The sequence below is a fragment of the Stenotrophomonas sp. YJH_SMC_133 genome (genome assembly GCF_059370655.1).
Genome location: NZ_JCAFTW010000008.1, coordinates 123762 through 144140 on the forward strand (window position 1 = coordinate 123762; position 20379 = coordinate 144140).

At 67.4% G+C, this 20379-nt stretch carries 16 protein-coding genes; 14 read left to right on the top strand and 2 right to left on the bottom strand.

What is annotated here, in order from left to right; translation table 11 throughout:
* Positions 1–47 precede the first annotated feature (47 nt).
* Positions 48–791, top strand: a complete 744-nt coding sequence (locus AC5P78_RS13145; RefSeq protein ID WP_005410863.1) for a hypothetical protein — start codon at positions 48–50, stop codon at positions 789–791.
* 176 nt (positions 792–967) lie between these two features.
* On the opposite strand, the gene AC5P78_RS13150 is transcribed toward AC5P78_RS13145, so the two are convergent.
* A complete protein-coding gene (locus AC5P78_RS13150; RefSeq protein WP_005414350.1) occupies positions 968–1612 on the bottom strand; it encodes a hypothetical protein in 645 nt (214 codons plus the stop codon).
* A 208-nt stretch (positions 1613–1820) separates the two neighbouring features.
* Positions 1821–4244, bottom strand: a complete 2424-nt coding sequence (locus tag AC5P78_RS13155; RefSeq protein WP_197596649.1) for a penicillin-binding protein 1A — start codon at positions 4242–4244, stop codon at positions 1821–1823.
* 219 nt (positions 4245–4463) lie between these two features.
* On the opposite strand from AC5P78_RS13155, the gene AC5P78_RS13160 reads away from it, so the two are divergent.
* The 13 genes from AC5P78_RS13160 (at position 4464) to tkt (ending at position 20336) form a co-directional block, all read left to right on the top strand.
* Positions 4464–5522, top strand: coding sequence for a pilus assembly protein PilM (locus AC5P78_RS13160; RefSeq protein WP_005410860.1), 1059 nt, complete (start codon positions 4464–4466; stop codon positions 5520–5522).
* A complete protein-coding gene (locus AC5P78_RS13165; RefSeq protein ID WP_012481141.1) occupies positions 5522–6412 on the top strand; it encodes a PilN domain-containing protein in 891 nt (296 codons plus the stop codon). Before AC5P78_RS13160 ends, AC5P78_RS13165 begins: the two co-directional genes overlap by 1 nt.
* The gene (locus AC5P78_RS13170) at positions 6409–7065 is read left to right on the top strand and encodes a type IV pilus inner membrane component PilO (RefSeq protein WP_099484113.1); all 657 of its coding nucleotides are present in this window, start codon (positions 6409–6411) and stop codon (positions 7063–7065) included. Before AC5P78_RS13165 ends, AC5P78_RS13170 begins: the two co-directional genes overlap by 4 nt.
* 26 nt (positions 7066–7091) lie before the next feature.
* Entirely contained in the window at positions 7092–7595 is a 504-nt protein-coding gene (locus AC5P78_RS13175) for a pilus assembly protein PilP (RefSeq protein ID WP_044571441.1), read from the top strand.
* Positions 7596–7616: 21 nt separating this feature from the next.
* On the top strand, positions 7617–9584 hold the full coding sequence (locus AC5P78_RS13180) for a type IV pilus secretin PilQ (protein WP_005410855.1): 1968 nt from the start codon (positions 7617–7619) through the stop codon (positions 9582–9584).
* Positions 9585–9782: 198 nt separating this feature from the next.
* Entirely contained in the window at positions 9783–10808 is a 1026-nt protein-coding gene (locus AC5P78_RS13185; RefSeq protein ID WP_005410854.1) for an AAA family ATPase, read from the top strand.
* An 8-nt stretch (positions 10809–10816) separates the two neighbouring features.
* A complete protein-coding gene (locus AC5P78_RS13190) occupies positions 10817–11746 on the top strand; it encodes a DUF58 domain-containing protein (protein ID WP_005414346.1) in 930 nt (309 codons plus the stop codon).
* A complete protein-coding gene (locus AC5P78_RS13195) occupies positions 11743–12192 on the top strand; it encodes a DUF4381 family protein (protein WP_012481140.1) in 450 nt (149 codons plus the stop codon). Before AC5P78_RS13190 ends, AC5P78_RS13195 begins: the two co-directional genes overlap by 4 nt.
* A complete protein-coding gene (locus AC5P78_RS13200) occupies positions 12189–13193 on the top strand; it encodes a vWA domain-containing protein (protein ID WP_005410851.1) in 1005 nt (334 codons plus the stop codon). Before AC5P78_RS13195 ends, AC5P78_RS13200 begins: the two co-directional genes overlap by 4 nt.
* Positions 13190–15034, top strand: a complete 1845-nt coding sequence (locus AC5P78_RS13205) for a VWA domain-containing protein (RefSeq protein ID WP_111197664.1) — start codon at positions 13190–13192, stop codon at positions 15032–15034. The genes AC5P78_RS13200 and AC5P78_RS13205 overlap by 4 nt, the downstream gene beginning before the upstream one ends.
* A complete protein-coding gene (locus AC5P78_RS13210; protein ID WP_012481138.1) occupies positions 15031–16746 on the top strand; it encodes a BatD family protein in 1716 nt (571 codons plus the stop codon). The genes AC5P78_RS13205 and AC5P78_RS13210 overlap by 4 nt, the downstream gene beginning before the upstream one ends.
* A gap of 57 nt (positions 16747–16803) precedes the next feature.
* Positions 16804–18123 carry a dicarboxylate/amino acid:cation symporter gene (locus AC5P78_RS13215; protein ID WP_005410848.1) on the top strand — a complete coding sequence of 440 codons (1320 nt, stop codon included), beginning with the start codon at positions 16804–16806 and terminating at the stop codon, positions 18121–18123.
* A gap of 215 nt (positions 18124–18338) precedes the next feature.
* Positions 18339–20336: a transketolase gene (gene tkt, locus AC5P78_RS13220; protein ID WP_005410847.1), complete on the top strand. Its 1998-nt coding sequence runs from the start codon at positions 18339–18341 to the stop codon at positions 20334–20336.
* Positions 20337–20379: the final 43 nt, after the last annotated feature.

Here is a 20379-nt window from a genome sequence, read left to right on the forward strand (position 1 = left end):
CGCGTAATGAACCCCGCCGCGCCGGGGTCCTTGCCGAGGAGATGGCAATGTACAGATGGGTACGCGGAATTATCAGCTATCGCACGTTCTATATCTGGCGGGCGCGCTTTCGCTACTACACCCGGAACCTGGACCTGTGGACGCTGATGAGCGGGCTGTGCATCGCCGGTCTGCTGCTGGTGCTGTGGTACCTGTGGCAGATGCTGGGCGTGCCGCCGCCGCGCGTGCACCCTCAGGCAGCGGCGCTGCGCATCGACGGCGTCACCAGCGAGGCGATCCATCGCATCGTGCTGGTGCGCCACGCGGGCAGCACGCCGGGGGCCCCGTTCACTACGCCGGAAGAGGTGCGGGCAAGCACGTTGCGCACGATGCGGGTACGCCAGGTGATGGACAGCGAAGTGGTGTGGCGGCTGAAAGCCGACATGCTGGCGGATATTGCTGACTACATCACCGCCACGGGCGGGTGCTTCCCGTACAACTGCCGGCGGGTCCTCGATCGATTGGACTACGTGCGCCAGGCGGGGGTTGAGAACGCGCAGATCAACGCGGCGCTGTCGACAGTCCTGGAGGTGCCGCTGGACCAGATGCCGCCGTTGGAGGCAGACGAGCATGAGCGTGTGAAGAGCGGGTGGTCGGATGGATTCGACGACATCTACTACCAGTCCTGGTTGCTGCGGGATCTGCAGGTCATGCACGCGCAGATGATGCGGGAGTATCCGCAACGAGCCCCCGCACCGTGGTTGCCGCGGTTGTTCAGCGACCCGCTGCGCGATACCCGTTTTGTCTGGTAGCGGGAGTATGATGGGCATCATCTGCCAGGGCAGGTAACACCGCTTTTGTAGAGGCGAGCTTGCTCGACTGCTCTCCGCTCAGCCATCGCAATGCCCGAAGCACAGTGCGGACCAACGGTCCGCACCCACCCAAGGCAGGTACCGCTGCGCTCGCCGGCCATGGGCCGGCGCTACCGTCACCCGCCGATATACGCGGTGATTTCCGCTTCGGCCAGCAGCTGCCGTAACTGCGTCACCGACGCGCGTCGCATCGGCTTCTCATCCACCGGCGACAGCGGTGCCTGGCGCAGGGCATCGTAGGGCAGCACGGCCAGGTCGAAGGTCAGTTCCTCGGCACTGAACACCCACACCGGCACATCCAGGCTGCGCTCGCGATCCATGCGCAGGCGACGCGTCCGCGATTCGGCGGGAATGCCGTGTTCGTCCAGGAAGCGGTGCACGGCTTCCGGGTCGTCGCTGTGCAGGTGCAGTTGCACGGGGCTGTTGGCGTCGGCGGTGCCCTCCAGCACCGGGCCGGCCAGGCGCGGAGCGAAGCCGTGCAGGAACTCCAGCGCACGCATGGCGGCCTCGCGGCGGCGCTGCAGTTCGTTGCCGTGTTGGGGTCCGGAGAACAGCCGCTGGTACTCGCGTAGGGCGTCTTCGATCTCGGTGTTGCGGGGCAGGGAGGCATCGTCGTGGATGCCGAGCCGGCTGGCGGCCTTCAACTTGGCCTGGTGGTAGTCGCGGATGCCGCCTTCGGCCATCAGGCGGGCGGCTTCGTGGGCGAGGCGGTGGCGCCGCTCGCGGGTCTGGCTGGCAGCATGCTGACGGGCGCGATGCATGCGATGACTCCCTGTTGCGACCTGGCTACAGATTAGCGCACGGATGTGACATCTGCGTGGGTATGGCGCGGAGATGCCAACCAACGGTTGGCACCCACCGACGCTTTGGTAGGTGCCGACCTTGGTCGGCACGAGGCGCCAACCAAGGTTGGCCTCTACCAGGGCCGCATCGGTGCCAACCCACGGTTGGCACCCACCGGACCGTTCCTCAGAAGATATCGAACGCGGCGGCGTCGGCCTGTGGCGTATTGAGGTTCAGGTCGTAGTCGGTCAGGCGGTCCATGTCTTCCACCTTCACCCATTCGGTCGCGCCGTTGAGCGTGGCCTGGACCATGCCGCTGGGCGGTTCGTTCTGCGCGACCGGGGTGTCCTTCAGCGCGGTGCGCATGTAGTCGATCCAGATCGGCAGGGCGGCCTTGCCACCGTATTCGCGGTAACCCAGCGAGCGGAAGTCGTCGCGGCCCACCCACACGGTGGTCACGTACGGGCCACCGAAGCCGGAGAACCAGGCGTCGCGGTGGTCGTTGGTGGAGCCGGTCTTGCCGCCCACGTCCTCGCGTCCGAGCACCTTGGCCTGCACGCCGGTACCGCGCTGGACGACGTCGCGCATCATCGATACCAGCTGGTAGGCGGTGCGGGCGTCGATCGCACGCGGAGCGGTGCGGGCATCGGGGTTGACCGGCGCGGCCGGGGTCTCGGCCTTGGCTTCGGCCTTGGCCGCAGCAGCCGGGTCCACCTTCGGGGCCGGGGCGCCGAAGTTGAAGCCGTCCACCACCTGGCTGACCGGCTGGTCGCTGCTGCCGGCGCAGTCGCGGCAGGCCATCGCCGGGTTTTCCTTGAACACCAGGTTGCCGTCGCGGTCGTTCACCTGGTCGATCAGCCAGGTATCCACGCGCGAGCCGCCGTTGGCGAACACCGCGTAGCCACGGGCCACCGACAGCGGGGTGAGCGAGGCGGTACCCAGCGACATCGACAGGTTCGGCGGCAGTTCCGATTCGGCGAAACCAAATTCGCTGATGTACTTGCGCGCGTAGTCCACGCCCATGCCATCGAGCAGGCGCACCGAGACCAGGTTGCGCGACTGCACCAGCGCTTCGCGCAGGCGCATCGGGCCGCGGAAACCGCCGCCGTCGTTCTGCGGGGCCCAGGTCTTGCCGCGGCGGTCGCGGAACACGACCGGGGCGTCGAGCACGATCGAGGCCGGGTTGTAGCCCTTGTCGAAGGCCGCGGCGTAGATGAAGGGCTTGAAGCTCGAACCCGGCTGGCGGCGGGCCTGGGTGGCACGGTTGAACTTGTTGCCGGAGAAGCTGAAACCGCCAACCAGCGCCTTCAGCGCGCCGCTGTGGGCATCCAGCGAGACCAGCGCGGACTGGCCGCGCGGGATCTGGTCCAGCAGCCACTCACCTTCCTTGGCACCAGCGCGCACGCGCACGATGTCACCGCGCTGCACCAGCTTGCCCGGGGTCTTGTTGGTCCACTTGGCGGCACCGGCCGGCAGCACGATCTCGCTGCGGTTGGCCAGCACCACGGTGGCGCTGCCATCGGCGCCGGTGCTGGCGACGATGGCCGGCAGCAGGCCGGCCTGGCCGTACATGCCGCGCAGGTGCTCGGCCAGGGCAGCGGCGTCTTCGCCGGCACCCACCTGCACCTGCTTCTCCACGCCGTGCCAGCCGTGGCGGTGGTCGTACAGCAGCAGGCCGTCGCGCACCGACTGGTTGGCGGCGGTCTGCAGGGTGGAGTCGATGGTGGTGGTGACGTGGTAACCCTTGTTGACCACATCACCGCCGAAGCGGGCGATCATTTCCTGGCGTACCAGCTCCGCCACGTACGGGGCATCGACCTGCACCGGCGGCTCATGCGCGGTGGCATGCATCGGCACGGCCTTGGCCGCGTCGGCCTCGGCCTGGCTGACGAACTTCAGGTCGGCCATGCGCTGCAGCACATAGTTGTCACGGCGCTGGCGGGCGCGCTCCGGGTTGGAGATCGGGTTGCCCGAGGACGGGAACTTGGGGATGCCGGCCAGCGAGGCCATCTCGTCCAGGTCCAGCTCGTTCAGCTTCTTGCCGTAGTAGAACTCGGCCGCGGCGGCCACGCCGTAGGCGCGGTTGCCGAAGAAGCTCTTGTTCAGGTACAGCTCGAAGATCTCATCCTTGCTCAGCTCGGACTCGATCTTCCGCGCCAGCAGGATCTCGGCCAGCTTGCGGGTGTAGCTGTACTCGGAGCTGAGGAAGAACTGGCGGGCCACCTGCTGGGTGATGGTGGAACCACCCGGCACGCGCTTGTCGTTGGTGGTGGCCAGCAGCCACACCGCACGGCCGATGCCCATGTAGTCCACGCCGCCATGCTCGTAGAAGCGGGCGTCCTCGGTGGCCAGGAAGGCCTGCTTCAGGCGCTCGGGCACGTCCTTCATGGTGATCGGGGTGCGCCGGGTCTCGCCGAACACCGCCATCAGCTTGCCGTCGGCAGCATAGACGTACATCGGCTCCTGCATTTCCACGTCGCGCAGGGTCTGCACGTCGGGAAGCTTGGAGGACACAGCGTAGTACAGACCGCCCACGGCGGCCGCGCCGATCAGCGCCAGGACCAGGACAATCAGGAAGATCCAGCGCAGCCAGCGGCGGAGTCGAGTCATCGGGTTCAGATTCCGATTGCGAATTTCGTGGTCGCAGAGTATAGATTACGCAAGGTGGCGGCTGGGGTCGGCACCGGGGAGCGCAAGGGGAACAGTCAGGGGCTGCATCGTGAATCCGTGAGGAACTTCACAGCAGGGCCGTTGCCATTTGCTAAGAATACGTTATTAATGCTCGGGCGCAGGTCTTGCGTCCAAGTGCCCGTCGGCAGGGGAGAAACCGTGGGGCTCATCCCAAAAAGTCAGTCGCCGCTTGTAGGCGTCGACATCAGTTCGACTGCGGTAAAGCTTTTGCAGCTGTCCCGCAGCGGCAATCGTTTCCGTGTGGAACATTACGCTGTGGAACCTCTTCCGCCGAATGCGGTGGTAGAGAAGAACATCGTGGAAGTGGAGGCCGTGGGTGAGGCCATCCGCCGTGCGATGAACCGTTCAGGCAGCAAGGCCAAGCTGGCCGCTGCCGCCGTCGCCGGGTCGGCGGTGATCACCAAGGTGATCCCGATGCCGGCCGAGCTCGACGAGAACGACATGGAAGCCCAGATCGAGCTGGAAGCGGTCAACTACATTCCGTACCCGATCGAGGAAGTGAACCTGGACTTCGAGGTGATCGGGGCGATCCCGAACAACCCGGAGATGGTCCAGGTGCTGCTGGCCGCGTCGCGTTCGGAGAACGTGGAACTGCGCCAGTCGGCCCTGGAACTGGGTGGCCTGCAGGCCAAGGTGATGGACGTGGAGGCCTTCGCGGTCGAGAACGCCTACGCACTGGTCGCCAGCGAGCTGCCGGTGTCCATCGACGGCGTGGTCGCGCTGGTCGATATCGGCGCCACCATGACCACCCTCAACGTCCTGCGCGGCGGCCGCAGCCTGTACAGCCGCGAACAGGTGTTCGGTGGCAAGCAGCTGACCGACGAGATCATGCGCCGTTACGGCCTGAGCTACGAGGAGGCCGGCCTGGCCAAGCGTCAGGGCGGGCTGCCGGAAAGCTACGAGATGGAAGTGCTGGAGCCGTTCAAGGAAGCCACGGTCCAGCAGATCAGCCGCCTGCTGCAGTTCTTCTATGCAGGCAGTGAGTTCAACCGCGTTGATCACATCGTGCTGGCCGGCGGCTGCGCCGTGCTGGGCGGGCTGCCGGAAATGGTCGAGGAACAGCTGGGCGTGCCGACCGTGGTCGCCAACCCGCTGGCACAGATGACCCTGGGCCCGAAGGTGAACGCACATGCGCTGGCCCAGGATGCCCCCGCGCTGATGATCGCCACCGGTCTGGCGCTGAGGAGCTTCGACTGATGGCACGCATCAATCTATTGCCCTGGCGCGCCGAGCGGCGCAAGCAACGCCAGCGCGAGTTCTACGCAATGCTGGGCATGGCCGCAATCGGTGGCCTGCTGCTGTCGCTGCTGATCTGGTTCTATTACGACCGGCAGGTGAGCGGCCAGATGGACCGCAATGCCTATCTGGAAGCCGAGATCGAGAAGGTCAAGGAACAGAACAAGGAGATCGATCGCCTCGATGCGCAGAAGGACCGCCTGCTGGCCCGCAAGAAGGTGATCGAGGAACTGCAGGCCAAGCGCTCGCAGATGGTCCACCTGTTCGACGCGTTGGTGCGCACGATTCCCGACGGCGTGGTGCTGACCGCCCTGCAGCAGGAGGGGGACATGCTCACCCTCGAGGGACGCACCCAGTCCAATGCCCGCGTGTCGGCTTACATGCGCAACCTGGAAACCTCCGGCTGGATGACCAACCCGGAGCTGTCGATCATCCAGGCCAGCGCCGGAGACAAGAGTGCAGCCGGCCCGGTATCGGACATCAAGGCACTGCCGTACATGTTCAAGGTCACGGTGAAGCTGCCTGCGCAGAGTGAAGAGACCGGCACCCCCGGTTTGAACGCCGATGGCAGCGTGGCGACCACGCCGGCTGCGACGCCTGCCGTGGCGCCGCTTGCCGCCGGCCCCGATGCCGCGGCCCCGGCTGCTGCAACAGCACCGGCCCCGGCCCAACCGGCGGCGGCCCCGGCAGCAGCGCCCGCCAGCGCTCCGGCTACTGCGCCGGCGCCTGCACCTGCACCGGCCAAGCCGAACCAGCCCGCCGCACCGGCACCGGCCGCCAGGCCTGAGGGCAGCCGCCTGGCGCAGCCGCCGCAGGCCTCTTACGCCCCGCTGCAGGGGGGTCGCGCATGAGCCAGAAAATCGATCTGAAGAACCTGGATTTCAACGACATCGGCAACTGGCCGCAGAAGGCCAAGATCGTTTTCTGTACGTTGCTGGCCCTGGTCATCATGTTCGTTGCATGGATGCTGCTGATCAGCGGCAAGCGCGATGAACTGGCCAGCCTGGAATCGAAGGAAAGCGATCTGCGTACCGAGTTCTCCAAGCAGCAGGAACGCGCGGTGAACCTGGGGCCGCTGAAGCAGCAGCTGGCGCAGATGGAGCAGGTCCTGCAGCAGATGCTGCGGCAGCTGCCCAGCAAGACCGAAATGCCGGACCTGATCATCGACATTTCGCAGACCGCGCTGTCCAGCGGCCTGACCAGCCAGCTGTTCGAACCGGAACAGGAGCAGGTCAAGGAGTTCTACGCCGAGAAGCCGATCAAGCTGAAGATGGTGGGCAGCTACCACCAGTTCGGTGCGTTCGTCAGTGGCGTGGCCTCGCTGCCGCGCGTGGTGATCCTGACCATGCACGACATCAACCTGAAGCCGGCGGACAAGGCTGGCGGTGGTTCGCGTGCCGGTGCGCTGGAATTGTCCGGCACGGTCAAGACCTACCGGTATCTCGACGAAACCGAGGTGCAGGAACAGCAGAAGGCTGAAGCCGGCAAGGAGGGCAGCAAGTGATCCGTTCCTTCTTTGCACGCTGCGGGATGGCCGCTGCCGTGTTGCTGCTGGCCGCCTGCGGCCGTGGCGTGACCAGCACGCCGGGCGATGCGCCGAATCTCGAGAAGTGGGTGGAAGGCGAACGTGCCCGGCCGGCGCAGCCGCTGGAACCGTTGCCTGTGATGCAGCAGTTCGAGACCTTCGAATACTCCGCGCAGGGCCTGCGTGATCCGTTCACCGATGCCTGGACCAATCCGCAGGGGAATGGCGGATTGCGGCCGGATCCGAACCGGCGCAAGGAGCCTCTGGAGGGCTTCCCGCTGGACGCACTGGACATGGTCGGTACCATCGGCACCGGCGGCGGCACCGTCGCACTGGTGATGGGACCGGACAAGGTGACCTACCGGGTGCGCCCGGGCGGTTACCTGGGGCAGAGCGACGGGCGGGTCACTGCGGTCTTCGAAGACCGTGTGGAGCTGATCGAACTGGTGCCGGATGGCGCGGGTGGCTGGCTGGAACGGCCGGCAACGCTCTCGCTTGAAGATCAATGATCGTTTACTGGGGATAGCACGATGACCTTTCACCAAGCCAAGGGGCTGCGTCCCAACCGGCGCTCTACCTTGAACCGTGTCAGCGCGTTGGGAGTCGCGCTGATGCTGGCCTGCGCTCCGGCGCTGGCCGCCGCACCGGCGGAGAAGCCGGTGGGCACCACCGTCGCACCGGCCGCGGCACCGGCCGGCCTGTCGGTGGCCAAGATCGATTTCAAGCGCGGCGATGATGGCGCGGGCCGCCTGATCGTGCAGTTTGACGGCCAGGGCGCGATCCCGGACCTGCGCACGCAGGGCAACAGCGTGGTGGTCGACGTGGGCAATGCCCGCCTGCCGGCCAACCTGCAGAAGCCGTTGAACGTCGTCGACTTCGCCACGCCGGTGCAGCGCATCGACGCCAAGCCGTCCGGCGCCGGCACCCAGCTGGTGCTGAGCACCGGCGGTGCGGTGGAGTCACTGGCCTACCAGAGCGGCAACGAATACGTGGTGGAGATCAGCGCGCGGCAGGCTCCGGCCGCCGTCGGTGCAGTGACCGCCGGCAGCGTCACCCAGGCCGCAAAGGCCGTCGGCCAGCGTGGCTTCACCGGCAAGCCGGTGACCTTCAATTTCCAGGACGTGCCAGTGCGCACCGTGCTGCAGTTGATCGCCGAAGAGTCCAACCTCAACGTGGTGGCCTCCGACTCGGTGCAGGGCAATGTGACCCTGCGCCTGGTCAACGTGCCGTGGGACCAGGCACTGGACATCGTGCTGCGTGCCAAGGGCCTGGACAAGCGACGCGATGGCAGCGTGATCTGGGTCGGCCCGCAGGCCGAGCTGGCCAAGTTCGAGCAGGAGAAGGAAGACGCGCGCATCGCCATCGAGAACCGCGAAGACCTGGTGACCGATTACGTCCAGATCAACTACCACAGCGCCACCCAGATCTTCAAAGCCCTGACCGAAGCCAAGGGCATCGGCGGTGGTGGCGGTGGTGGCGCAGGTGGCGGTGGTGGTGGGTCGTCGCAGGAGGAGAGTGGCTTCCTGTCCGGCCGTGGCCGCATCGTTGCCGACGAGCGCACCAACACGCTGATGATCAGCGACATTCCGAAGAAGATCGCGCGCATGCGTGAGCTGATCAACGTGATCGACCGCCCGGTCGACCAGGTGCTGATCGAAAGCCGCATCGTGATCGCCACCGATACGTTCGCGCGTGAGCTGGGCGCGCGGTTCGGCATCAGTGGCAGCCGCGACAACGCCTACTTCAGCGGCAATCTGGAAGCCAACGAGGCAACCCGCAAGTCGCAGGTCGAAGCCAATGCGACCAACGCCAAGGCCTACCGCGACTGGCTGGCCGGTGGCAGTACGGGCCCGGCGCCGGTGCCGGTCGGCTCGGCAATCACCCGTGGCCTGAACTGGGCCATGCCGGCGGCGTCCACCAACCCGGCAGGCTCGCTTGCGCTGTCGATCCTCAATGCCGGCTACCTGCTGGACGTCGAGCTGTCGGCCATGCAGGAGGAGTCGCGTGGTGAAGTGATCTCCAACCCGCGCGTGGTCACCACCAACCAGCGCGAGGCCCTGATCAAGCAGGGTAAGGAAATCGGCTATGTGACCATCAGCGCCGGTGCGGGCGGTGTCGCTACGCCGAACGTGCAGTTCAAGGAAGTGGTGCTGGAACTGAAGGTCACCCCGACTATCACCAACGACAACCGCGTGTTCCTCAACATGCAGGTGAAGAAGGATGAAGTGGACCGGCTGATCCAGCTGGAAGGCTATGGCACCGTGCCGTCGATCAACCGCCGCGAAGTGAACACCGCAGTGCTGGTCGAGGACGGGCAGACCGTGGTCATCGGTGGTGTGTACGAGTTCACCGACCGCAACAGCATCAGCAAGGTTCCGTTCCTGGGCGATGTACCGTTCCTGGGCAACCTGTTCAAGAAGCGTGGCCGCAGCAAGGACAAGGCCGAGCTGCTGGTGTTCGTCACCCCGAAGGTGCTGCGCGTAGCCAGGCAGAACTGAGCCAGCGCACCCGCGACACGAAGAAGGGCCGCCATGTGCGGCCCTTCTTCGTTCATGCCGGACGTAATCCGCGGATGATCCGGTAGATCCACGCCATGCGTGGAGGAGAGGCCCGTTCAGCCGTTCTTGATGCCAATCGCAGGGCACCCTGCGATGATGTGGGGAACCCGTGCCGTCCCGCGCCGGTCAAAGGCCCCCATGAACCTGCCACCGCCGATGCCCGAAACCGTCTCGCCGCCGCCCGCGCCGGCCGCCTCCCGCCTGCATGGCGCCTTCAACCAGTTGCGCGACGCGCTGTCGGCCGAAATCGTCGGCCAGGCGGCTTTGGTCGAACGCCTGTTGATCGCATTGCTGGCCGACGGGCACCTGCTGGTGGAGGGCGCCCCGGGACTGGCCAAGACCACGGCCATCCGCGCACTGGCCTCGCGCCTGGAGGCGGATTTCGCCCGCGTGCAGTTCACCCCCGACCTGCTGCCGGCCGACCTGACCGGCACCGAGATCTGGCGCCCGCAGGAAGGGCGCTTCGAATTCGTACCTGGCCCGATCTTCCACCCGATCCTGCTGGCCGACGAGATCAACCGTGCGCCGGCCAAGGTGCAGTCGGCGCTGCTGGAGGCCATGGGCGAGCGCCAGGTCACGGTTGGCCGCCACACCTATGCGTTGCCGCCGCTGTTCCTGGTGATGGCCACGCAGAACCCGATCGAGCAGGAAGGTACCTTCCCGCTGCCGGAAGCGCAGCTGGACCGTTTCCTGATGCACGTACGCATCGGCTATCCGGACCAGGCCGCCGAATCGGAGATCCTGCGGCTCGCCCGCGAGCGTGCCCGTGGCGCCCTGGGCGAGGCGGCACCCGCACCGGAGAAGCTGCCGATGCAGGATGTGTTCGATGCCCGCCGCGAAGTGCTGGACCTGCACATGGCGCCGGCGCTGGAGCGCTACCTGGTCGAACTTGTGCTGGCCTCGCGTGATCCGTCGCGCTATGACGCCGGCCTCGGGCGCCGCATCGCCTGGGGCGCAAGCCCGCGTGGTTCCATTGCGTTGGAACGCTGCGCCCGTGCACGCGCCTGGTTGGCCGGCCGTGACTTCGTCACCCCCGACGATGTGCGTGCGGTTGCCGCCGACGTGCTGCGCCATCGCGTGCTGCCCAGCTACGAAGCCACCGCCGAAGGCTGGGATGGCGAACGCCTGGTGCAGGAGCTGCTGGCCCGGGTGCCGGCACCCTGAGCCCGCGCATGACCGATCCATCCCTGGAAGCCGCATCCACCGTCAGTGATGGCGACGGACTGCGCCCGCACCTGTCCGAACTGGTAGCCCTGCGCCGGCTGGCACAGCGGCCGCCGCCGCCACGCCGTGGCCGTGCCGGCAACGCCGGGCAGGCGCCGTCGCCGCTGCGTGGGCGTGGCATGGAGTACGCCGAGTCACGCGAGTACGTGGCCGGTGATGATGCACGGCATATCGACTGGCGCGTGACCGCGCGGACCGGCCGTGCCCATACCAAGCTTTTCCAGGCCGAACGCGAGCGGGTCAGCCTGATCGTGGCCGATACGTCGCCGGCGCTGTATTTCGGCACCCGCGTGCGATTCAAGTCGGTGCAGGCGGCACGCGCGGGCGCCGTCGCCGCGTGGTCGGCGCAGCGTCGCGGTGACCGCGTGGGTGCCCTGCGCGGCAGTGACCGCGAAGCGCCGATTGCACCTGCGGGTGGGCCGCGTGGTGTACTGCGTGTGCTCGACGCACTCACCCGCTGGTACACACAGCCACCCGCCGACGATCTCGGCCTGGAACGCGCGCTGGACCATGCCGCCCGCGTGCTGCGCCCCGGGGCGCGCATGCTGGTGCTGGCCGATCCGCAGCAGGCCGCGCGGATTCCCGTCGTGCGCTGGAGCGCGCTGGCCCAGCACCATGACCTCAGCCTGGTGCTGCTGGTCGATCCCCTCGAGCTGCAACCGCCCTCGGCGGCCCTGCAGTTCCAGACCGCGCAGCAGCGCATTGGCCTCGACCTGCGTCGCAGCGAGGTGCAGGCGCACTGGCAGGCGCACTTCGTCGAACCACTGCAGGCGCTGCGCCGCCAGCTCGGCGCACGCCGCGTTGACGTGCAGGTGTTGTCCACCGATGCGCCCAGCGACGCCTGGTTGGCACCACCGGTAACCGAGGTGCCGGCATGAGCGCCAACCTTCCGCTGCGCGATGTGCAGTTGCCGCCGGCACCGTCGTGGTGGCCGCCGGCCCCCGGCTATCTGATGGTCGGTGGCGCGGTGTTGCTGGTGATCCTGGCGCTGGCCCTGCTGTGGTGGCAGCGCCGCCGTCGTCGCCAACGCTGGTTGCAGGCGTTCGACCAGGAGCTGGCCACCACCGCCGATGCCACCGCGGAACTGGCGGCGATCGCCGGCCTGCTGCGTCGCGCCGCGCGACAGGCACAGCCCGGCAGTGAATCCCTGCGTGACGATGCCTGGTGGCAGCGCGTGGATCCGAAGGGCACGTTGCCGGATGCGCGTCGCAGCCTGCTGGCCGAAGGTGCCTATCGTCCCCGCGTGGACGCCAGCGAAGTGGCGGCCGTGCGTAGCTGGGCGCGCGAGCGCTACCTGGCGATGCTGCTGGAGCGCCGCCGATGAACCTGCTGGCGAGTTACTGGCCGTGGCCTGACCTGCAGCTGGCGTGGCCGCTGGCCCTGCTGGCGTTGCCGCTGCCACTGCTGATGCGCTGGTGGAAGCGTCGTGCCGATCCCGGCGCTGCGCTGCGCGTGCCCTATGCGGCGACGGAACTGGAAGCGCTGGCCGGTGGCGGCCGCGTTGATGTTTCGTGGCTGCGTACGCTGCTGTTGTGGCTGGGCTGGTGCGCGCTGTGCGTCGCACTGGCTCGCCCGCAACAGCTGGGCGAAGCGATCACGCCACCGCAGCAGGGCAGGCAGATGATGCTGGCCATGGACGTGTCCGGCAGCATGGGCGAGGGCGACATGGTGCTGGGGGGGCAGGCGGTGGATCGCCTCACCGCAGCCAAGGCCGTGCTGGCCGATTTCCTGGATCGTCGTGCCGGCGATCGCATCGGCCTGCTGATCTTCGGGGACCGCGCTTATACGCTCACGCCACTCACTGCGGACCTGGCCAGCGTGCGCGACCAGCTGCGCGACAGCGTGGTCGGCCTGGCCGGGCGCGAGACGGCCATCGGTGATGCCATCGGCCTGGCGGTGAAGCGCCTGCGCAGCCAGCCGGAAGGGCAACGTGTACTGATCCTGCTGACCGACGGCGTCAGCAATGCCGGCGTGCTGGAACCGCTGCGTGCGGCCGAAGTCGCGCAAGCTGAAGGGGTGCGCATCCACACCGTCGCGTTCGGTGGCGATGGCAGCATGCGCTTCCTCGGTATTCCGATTTCCGCTGACCAGGACCCGGTCGACGAGGCCACGTTGAAGAAGATTGCCAGCCTGACCGGTGGCCAGTTCTTCCGTGCACGCGATACCGCGCAGCTGGCCGGCATCTACGCCGAACTGGATCGTCTGGAGCCGATCGCTGCGAAGGGGCCGAGCCTGCGCCCGCGCGAGGAGCGCTATGCGTGGCCATTGGGCCTGGCCTTGCTGCTGGGGGCATTGGCATGGGTGTGGCCGGAGCGCCGTCGATGATCGCGTTGGCATCCCATCTTCCCGACTGGAATGCACTGCACTTCCTGCGCCCGGAATGGCTGTGGGCCTTGCTGGCCTTGCCGGTGATTCTCGCCGTGGCGCTGTACCGGCAGCGGCGCAGCGATGCGTGGCGGCAGGCGGTGGATGCGCACCTGTTGCCGCATCTGCTGGCCGCCGGTGCTCGCCGTCGCGTGCGGCTGCCATTGGCAGTGCTGCTGGGTTGGACGCTGGCAGCACTGGCGATGGCGGGGCCGAGCTGGCGGCAGCAGGCACAGCCGATGTTCCAGCCCAGCGCACCGCTGCTGATCGTGCTGGATCTGTCCAGCCGCATCACTGCCACCGACCTGCCACCGTCGCGCCTGCTGCAGGCAAGGGCCAAGGTCGGCGAGCTCCTGCGCGCACGCAAGGGTGGGCAGGTGGGGCTGGTGGTGTACGCCGAAGATGCCTACACCGTCGCGCCGCTGACCGATGACGGCAGCAACGTCGCGCTGTATCTGGATGCCTTGTCGCCGGATGTGATGCCGCGTGATGGCCAGCGTGCCGACCGTGGCATCGACTGGGCCACGCGGCTGATGCGGCAGATCGCTGCACCGCAGGGACAGATCCTGCTGGTCACCGATCAAGCCGATGGTGAAGCTGCATTGGCGGCCGCGCAGGCACGTGGTCTCGGCCTGCAGGTGTCGGTGCTGGGGCTCGGTACACCGGCGGGTGCGGCGTATCGTGACGACAGCGGACAGATCCGTCAGGCTGCGCTGGACGAAGGTCGCCTGCGTGCGGTGGCCACGGCAGGTGGCGGTCGCTATGCGCGCATCACCGCCGATGGCAGTGACCTGCGCGCACTGGGTGTGCTTGATGCACGCGAAGGTACTGCGGCGCAGCGGCCCGGCGAGGGCAGGCAATGGCGCGATGAAGGATTCTGGCTGCTGCCACCGGTGATGCTGCTGGCGCTGCTCGCCTTCAGACGCCGCGCGCTGCTGGCCGCAGTACTGGCGGTGGGCCTGCTGCCATGGATGGGGGATGTGCAGGCGCAGGCAGCTCCAGCGCCCGCTTCGCCGCCATCGCAGGGCACGCTGTGGAAGCGCGCCGACCAGTTGCAGCACCAGCGCCTGGCCGACGGCGTGCAGGCCTATCGCGCGGGCGACTTCGCCACTGCGCGCAAGCAGTTCGAGGGCATCGACAGTGATGCGGGCTGGTACAACCTGGCCAACACGCTGGCGCGCCAGGGCAGCTACGACGAAGCCATCGCCGCCTACGACCGCGCGCTGGCGCTGCATCCCGGCATGGCCGATGCGGTCGCCAACCGTGCCGTGGTTGATGCCGCACGCAAGCGCAAGCAGTCGGGGGGGCAGGGCCAGGACCAGCAGAAACCGCAGCAGAACGGGCAGCAGAAGCAGCAGAACAATTCACAGGGCCAGCGGAACCCGCAGGGCCAGCAACCGCAGCAGGGCCAGAAGGATCCAGGACAGGGTCAGCCACCATCTCAGCAGGGCCAGCAGGGGCAGCCCAAGGCGGGTGACGACGACGCGCAGTCGGCGCCTCAGCCCGGCGAGCGTGGCCGAGATGGACAGCAGGCGCCACCACAGGTGGAGGATGCCAAGGCGCAGGCCCAGGCTGATGAGCAGCAGCGCCAGCGCATGCAGCAGGCGATGCAGCAGGCACGTGAGGGCAAGGGCGGACAGGATGGCAAACCCGTGCCAGGCAGTGACGGCACTACTCCGCGCCAACGCGAGGAGCAACAGGCGGTGGAGGCGTGGATGCGGCGCGTGCCGGATGATCCGGGCGCATTGCTGCGGGCCAAGTTCCAGCTGGAAAATGAACGCAGGAAGAGGGAAGGGCGATGACGCGGGCGATCAACATGCACGGGCACTGGCCCCGACAGGTACTGGCGGCGCTGCTGCTGTGGCTGCCGCTGCTGGCCTGGGCGCAGCCGCGCGCGTGGCTGGACCGCGACCGCATCGCGATGGGCGACACGGTCACGCTCAATGTCGAGAGCGACCAGGGTGCCCCTGACTTCACACCGTTGCGTACCGACTTCGACCTCAGCGGGCAGACCAGCAGCCGCCAGGTGGAGTGGAGCAACGGCAGCATGCAGCAGCGCAACCTGTATGGCGTAGCGCTGACGCCACGGCGTAGTGGTGCACTGGTGGTGCCGGGCCTGCAGGTGGGCAGCGTCCGTACCGCGCCGCTGACCCTGCAGGTGGATGCCGCTGCCGTGGCCGGCCCCGACAGCAATGCGGCGGCATTCATCGAAACCGTTGTCGATGACGAAACGCCGTATGTGCAGCAGAGCGTAGGCGTGGTGGTGAGGCTGTTCTTCGCCTCTCAGCTGGCCTCTGGCGAACTGGTGCTGGATACACCGGCAGGTGCGTCGCTGCAGCGGGTAGGCGATGACCGCACCGATGTGCGGCAGGTCAACGGCCGCCGCTACAACGTGGTCGAGCGCCGCTTCCTGCTGATCCCCGAGCGCAGCGGTGCACTTCGGCTGGCCGGTGCGCGTTTCAGTGGGCGCAGTGCCGGTGGCTTCTTCGACGACTTCTTCGGCGGCGGCGACGGCCGCATGAATGCCACCGGCGCCGATCGCACGCTGCAGGTACAGACGCAACCGGCACAGGCGCCGCAGCCATGGCTTCCGCTGCAGAGCCTCCAGCTGCGCTACACCAGTGCGCCGACCAGCGCCCGTACCGGTGAGGCCGCCACTGTGGTGGTCGAGGCGATTGCCGAAGGGGCAACCCGTGCACAGTTCACCGACCTGCCGGTGCCGGATCTGGGCACCCATGCGCAGGTATTCGCCGAACCTGCGCAGTACGAAGAATCGTTCAATGGCAGCACGCCGCGGCTGAAGATCACCCGCCGCTATTCGATCGTGCCGCGCCAGCCAGGCTCGCTGGTGGTGCCGGGGCCGCGCCTGCCGTGGTGGGATGTGCGCGCAGGCAAGGCGCAGGAAGCGAAGCTGCCGGACCTGACACTGGCTGTCGCAGCCGGCAGTGGCGGTGGCAGTGCTTCACCTGCGCCGCTGCCGCCGATCGACACCGATGCTGCGCTGCCGGGTGGCGATGGCCAGGACAGCCGCATCGCCGCGTCCGATCCGCGCGCCAGCGGCCTGGCCGAACGCCCGTGGCCGTGGATGGGCGCGGCCATCGGACTGGCGCTGCTGTGGCTGCTGACCCTGTTGTGGGGCTGGCAGCGAGGCCGCCGACCGCGTGCGGCGACGCCTGCAGCCGGCAAGCCCTCTGTGCCGACTGTGACGCGCGGACGTGCCGGCCTGACCGAACTGCGCCGCACGCTGGATGGCGAAGGCTTCGATCAGGTGGAAGCGCAGCTGTGCGCGATGGCCGGGGTTGAGCGCATCGAGCAGGTCATCGCGCGGTTGGATGACCCTGGCCAGCGCCAGGTGCTGCAGGACCTGCAGCAGGCACGCTGGGGCGGGCAGGGCGACCTGGCATCGCTGCGCGCGCGTCTGCGCGAGGTCTTCCGTGACGGACCGCACTGGTCGGCGGCTACCGGCGCCGCTGACACTGGCCTGGCGCCGCTGTATCCAACGCGGCGAACCTGAACCGGCGCCGCTTGCGCGCTTTGTTAGAGTGCATTCATTTTTCGAGGAAACCCGCGCATGACAGCAGCTGCTGCCGACAAGAAGAAGTTGCCCCTGCATTGGAAGATGGGCATCGGCTTTGCGATCGGCCTGATCCTGGGACTGATCGTGCACGCCCTGGGCGGCAGCGTCGATGGTCTGCAGGCCGGTGCCAAGTGGGTAATGGACTACATCACCACCCCGGCGTCGGGCCTGTTCCTCAACCTGATCTTCATGCTGATCGTGCCGCTGATCTTCTCGGCGCTGATCATGGGCGTGTCGGAGATGGGCGACATCCGCGCCCTTGGCCGCATCGGCTGGAAGACCCTGGCGTATACCGTGCTGCTGTCCGGCATTGCCGTGGGCATCGGCCTGGTGCTGGTCAACCTGCTCAAGCCGGGTGCCGGCGTCGATCCGCAGGTCGCCGCGATGATGCTCTCGGAGAACGCCGAGCGCAGCAAGGAAATCGTTGCTGGCATCCATGGCACGCCGAAGGGCATGGACATGCTGCTGTCGATCGTGCCGAGCAACGTGCTGCAGGCCGCGTCCGACAACGGTGCGATCCTGTCGCTGATGTTCTTCGCGCTGATGTTCGGCATCGGCATGGTGCTGACCGACAACGAGAAGGTGGCCCCGCTGCGCCGCGCAATCGAGGGCGTGTTCGAAATCTCGATGACCCTGATCAACCTGGTCATCCGCCTGGCCCCGTATGCGGTGGCCTGCTTCATGTTCAACCTGGCCGCGCTGTTCGGCTTCGAGCTGATCATCCGCCTCGGTGCCTACGTGGGCGTGGTGGTGCTGGCACTCGGCCTGCACATGATCGTGACCTACGGTACCGCCGTTTGGCTGTCCGGCCGTTCGCCGCTGTCGTTCTTCCGCGATACCCAGGAAGCGACGGTGATGGCGTTCTCCACCGCCTCCAGCAACGCCACCCTGCCGACCGCGCTGCGCGTGGCCGACCAGATGGGCCTGCCGCAGCGCGTGTCGCGCTTCGTGCTGACCGTGGGCGCCACCGCCAACCAGAACGGCACCGCGCTGTTCGAGGGCGTGACGGTGATCTTCCTGGCCCAGTTCTTCGGCGTGGACCTGAGCATCGGCCAGCAGATCATGGTGATGGCGGTCTGCATCCTCGGTGGCATCGGCACCGCCGGCGTGCCGTCGGGCTCGCTGCCGGTGGTGGCGATGATCTGTGCGATGGTGGGCGTGAACCCGCTGGGCATTGGCCTGATCCTGGGCGTGAACCACTTCCTGGACATGTGCCGTACGGCGCTGAACGTGACCGGCGACCTGGCCCTGACCACCCTGGTGGCCAAGGGCGAATCGCACGACGGCCCGGCGCTGGGCCCGCAGCAGGACTGAGTCCAACGCCACTGCTGGCGACCTGATCGGGGTCGGATTCCTTTCCGCAAGGAAAGGGCTCCGACCCCGCTTCACATGCGGAATCCGGGGGAGATGACGACGTTGCCGGCCAGCGGCCGGCACGACCGGGCAAGCTGAACCGACCCCCCGCCCGGCGACTATGGGACAATAGGCCGCCCGCACGTCCGCGGCCGCCTCCCGATTCCGACAGAACCATGACGCAGCCTACCCGTCGCCAGTTGGCCAACGCCATCCGCTTCCTTGCCGCCGATGCGGTTGAAACCGCAAAGTCCGGCCATCCCGGCATGCCCATGGGCATGGCCGACATCGCCGAAGTCCTCTGGAACGACTACCTCCGCCATAACCCGAGCAACCCGCACTGGTTCAACCGCGACCGTTTCGTGCTGTCCAACGGCCACGGTTCGATGCTGCAGTACGCGCTGCTGCACCTGAGCGGTTACGACCTGCCGATCGAGCAGCTGAAGCTGTTCCGCCAGCTGGGTAGCCACACCGCCGGTCACCCGGAACGCCACGAGACCCCGGGCGTGGAAACCACCACCGGCCCGCTGGGCCAGGGTTTCGCCAATGCCGTGGGCTTCGCCCTGGCCGAGAAGCTGCTGGCACAGCGCTTCAACCGCCCGGAGCTGGAAGTGGTCGACCACCGCACCTGGGTGTTCATGGGCGATGGCTGCCTGATGGAAGGTGTGTCGCATGAAGCCGCTTCGCTGGCCGGTACCTGGGGCCTGCACAAGCTGGTCTGCTTCTGGGACAACAACCACATCTCCATCGACGGCAACGTCGAAGGCTGGTTCACCGACAACACCCCGGAGCGTTTCGAGGCTTATGGCTGGAACGTGGTGCGCGATGTCGATGGCCATGACCCGGAGAGCATCAAGGCCGGCATCGAGGCCGCGCTGTCGCAGAGCGACAAGCCGACCCTGATCTGCTGCCGCACCACCATTGGCTTTGGTTCGCCGAACAAGGCGGGCAAGGAATCCAGCCACGGCGCACCGCTGGGCAAGGACGAACTGGAAGCCACCCGCAAGCAGCTGGGCTGGGAATACGGTCCGTTCGAGATCCCGCAGGCGATCTACGACGGCTGGCGCGCCAACGGCGCCGGCACGCTGCGCCAGGCCGAATGGGAACAGCTGTTCGACAAGTACGCCAGCCAGTACCCGGCTGAAGCGGCCGAACTGACCCGCCGCTCGCATGGCGAACTGCCGGCCGACTTCGTTGCCAAGGCCGATGCCTACATCGCCCAGGTGGCCGCCGAAGGCCCGACGATCGCCTCGCGCAAGGCGTCGCAGCTGGCCATCGAAGCCTACGCCCCGCTGCTGCCGGAAATCGTCGGCGGCTCGGCCGACCTGGCGCACTCCAACCTGACCCTGTGGAAGGGCAGCAAGTCGGTCGCCAGCGACGACGCCAACGCCAACTACGTGTACTACGGCGTGCGCGAGTTCGGCATGACCGCCATTGCCAACGGCCTGGCCCTGCACGGTGGCTTCATTCCGTTCGACGCCACCTTCCTGGTGTTCAGCGACTACGCCCGCAACGGCGTGCGCATGAGCGCGCTGATCCCGGCCCACGCCATCCACGTCTACACCCACGACTCGATCGGCCTGGGCGAAGATGGTCCGACCCACCAGCCGGTGGAGCACCTGGCCTCGCTGCGCTACATCCCGAACAACGACGTGTGGCGTCCGTGCGATGCGGTCGAGTCGGCGGTGAGCTGGAAGGCTGCGATCACCCGCCAGGACGGCCCGAGCTGCCTGGTGTTCAGCCGCCAGAACCTGCCGCACCAGCCGCGCAACGCCGAGCAGATCGCCCAGATCGAGCGCGGTGGCTACGTGCTGGCCGATGCTGCTGGTACCCCGGACGTGATCCTGATCGCCACCGGTTCGGAAGTCTCGCTGGCCACCGAAGCCAAGGCCCAGCTGGACGCGGCCGGCCTCAAGACCCGCGTGGTCTCGATGCCGTCCACCGACGTGTTCCTGCGCCAGGATGCGGCCTACCGTGAATCGGTGCTGCCGAACGCCGTGCGCAAGCGCGTGGCGGTGGAAGCCGGCGTCACCGGTTTCTGGCGCCAGTTCGTCGGCCTGGACGGTGCCGTGATCGGTATCGACACCTTCGGTGCCTCGGCCCCGGCCGACCAGCTGTACAAGCACTTCGGCATCACCACTGCCCACGTGGTGGAAGCGGCCAAGTCGCTGTAAACAGCTTCGCGGCGTAATGAGGAAAGGCCGGCGCACGCCGGCC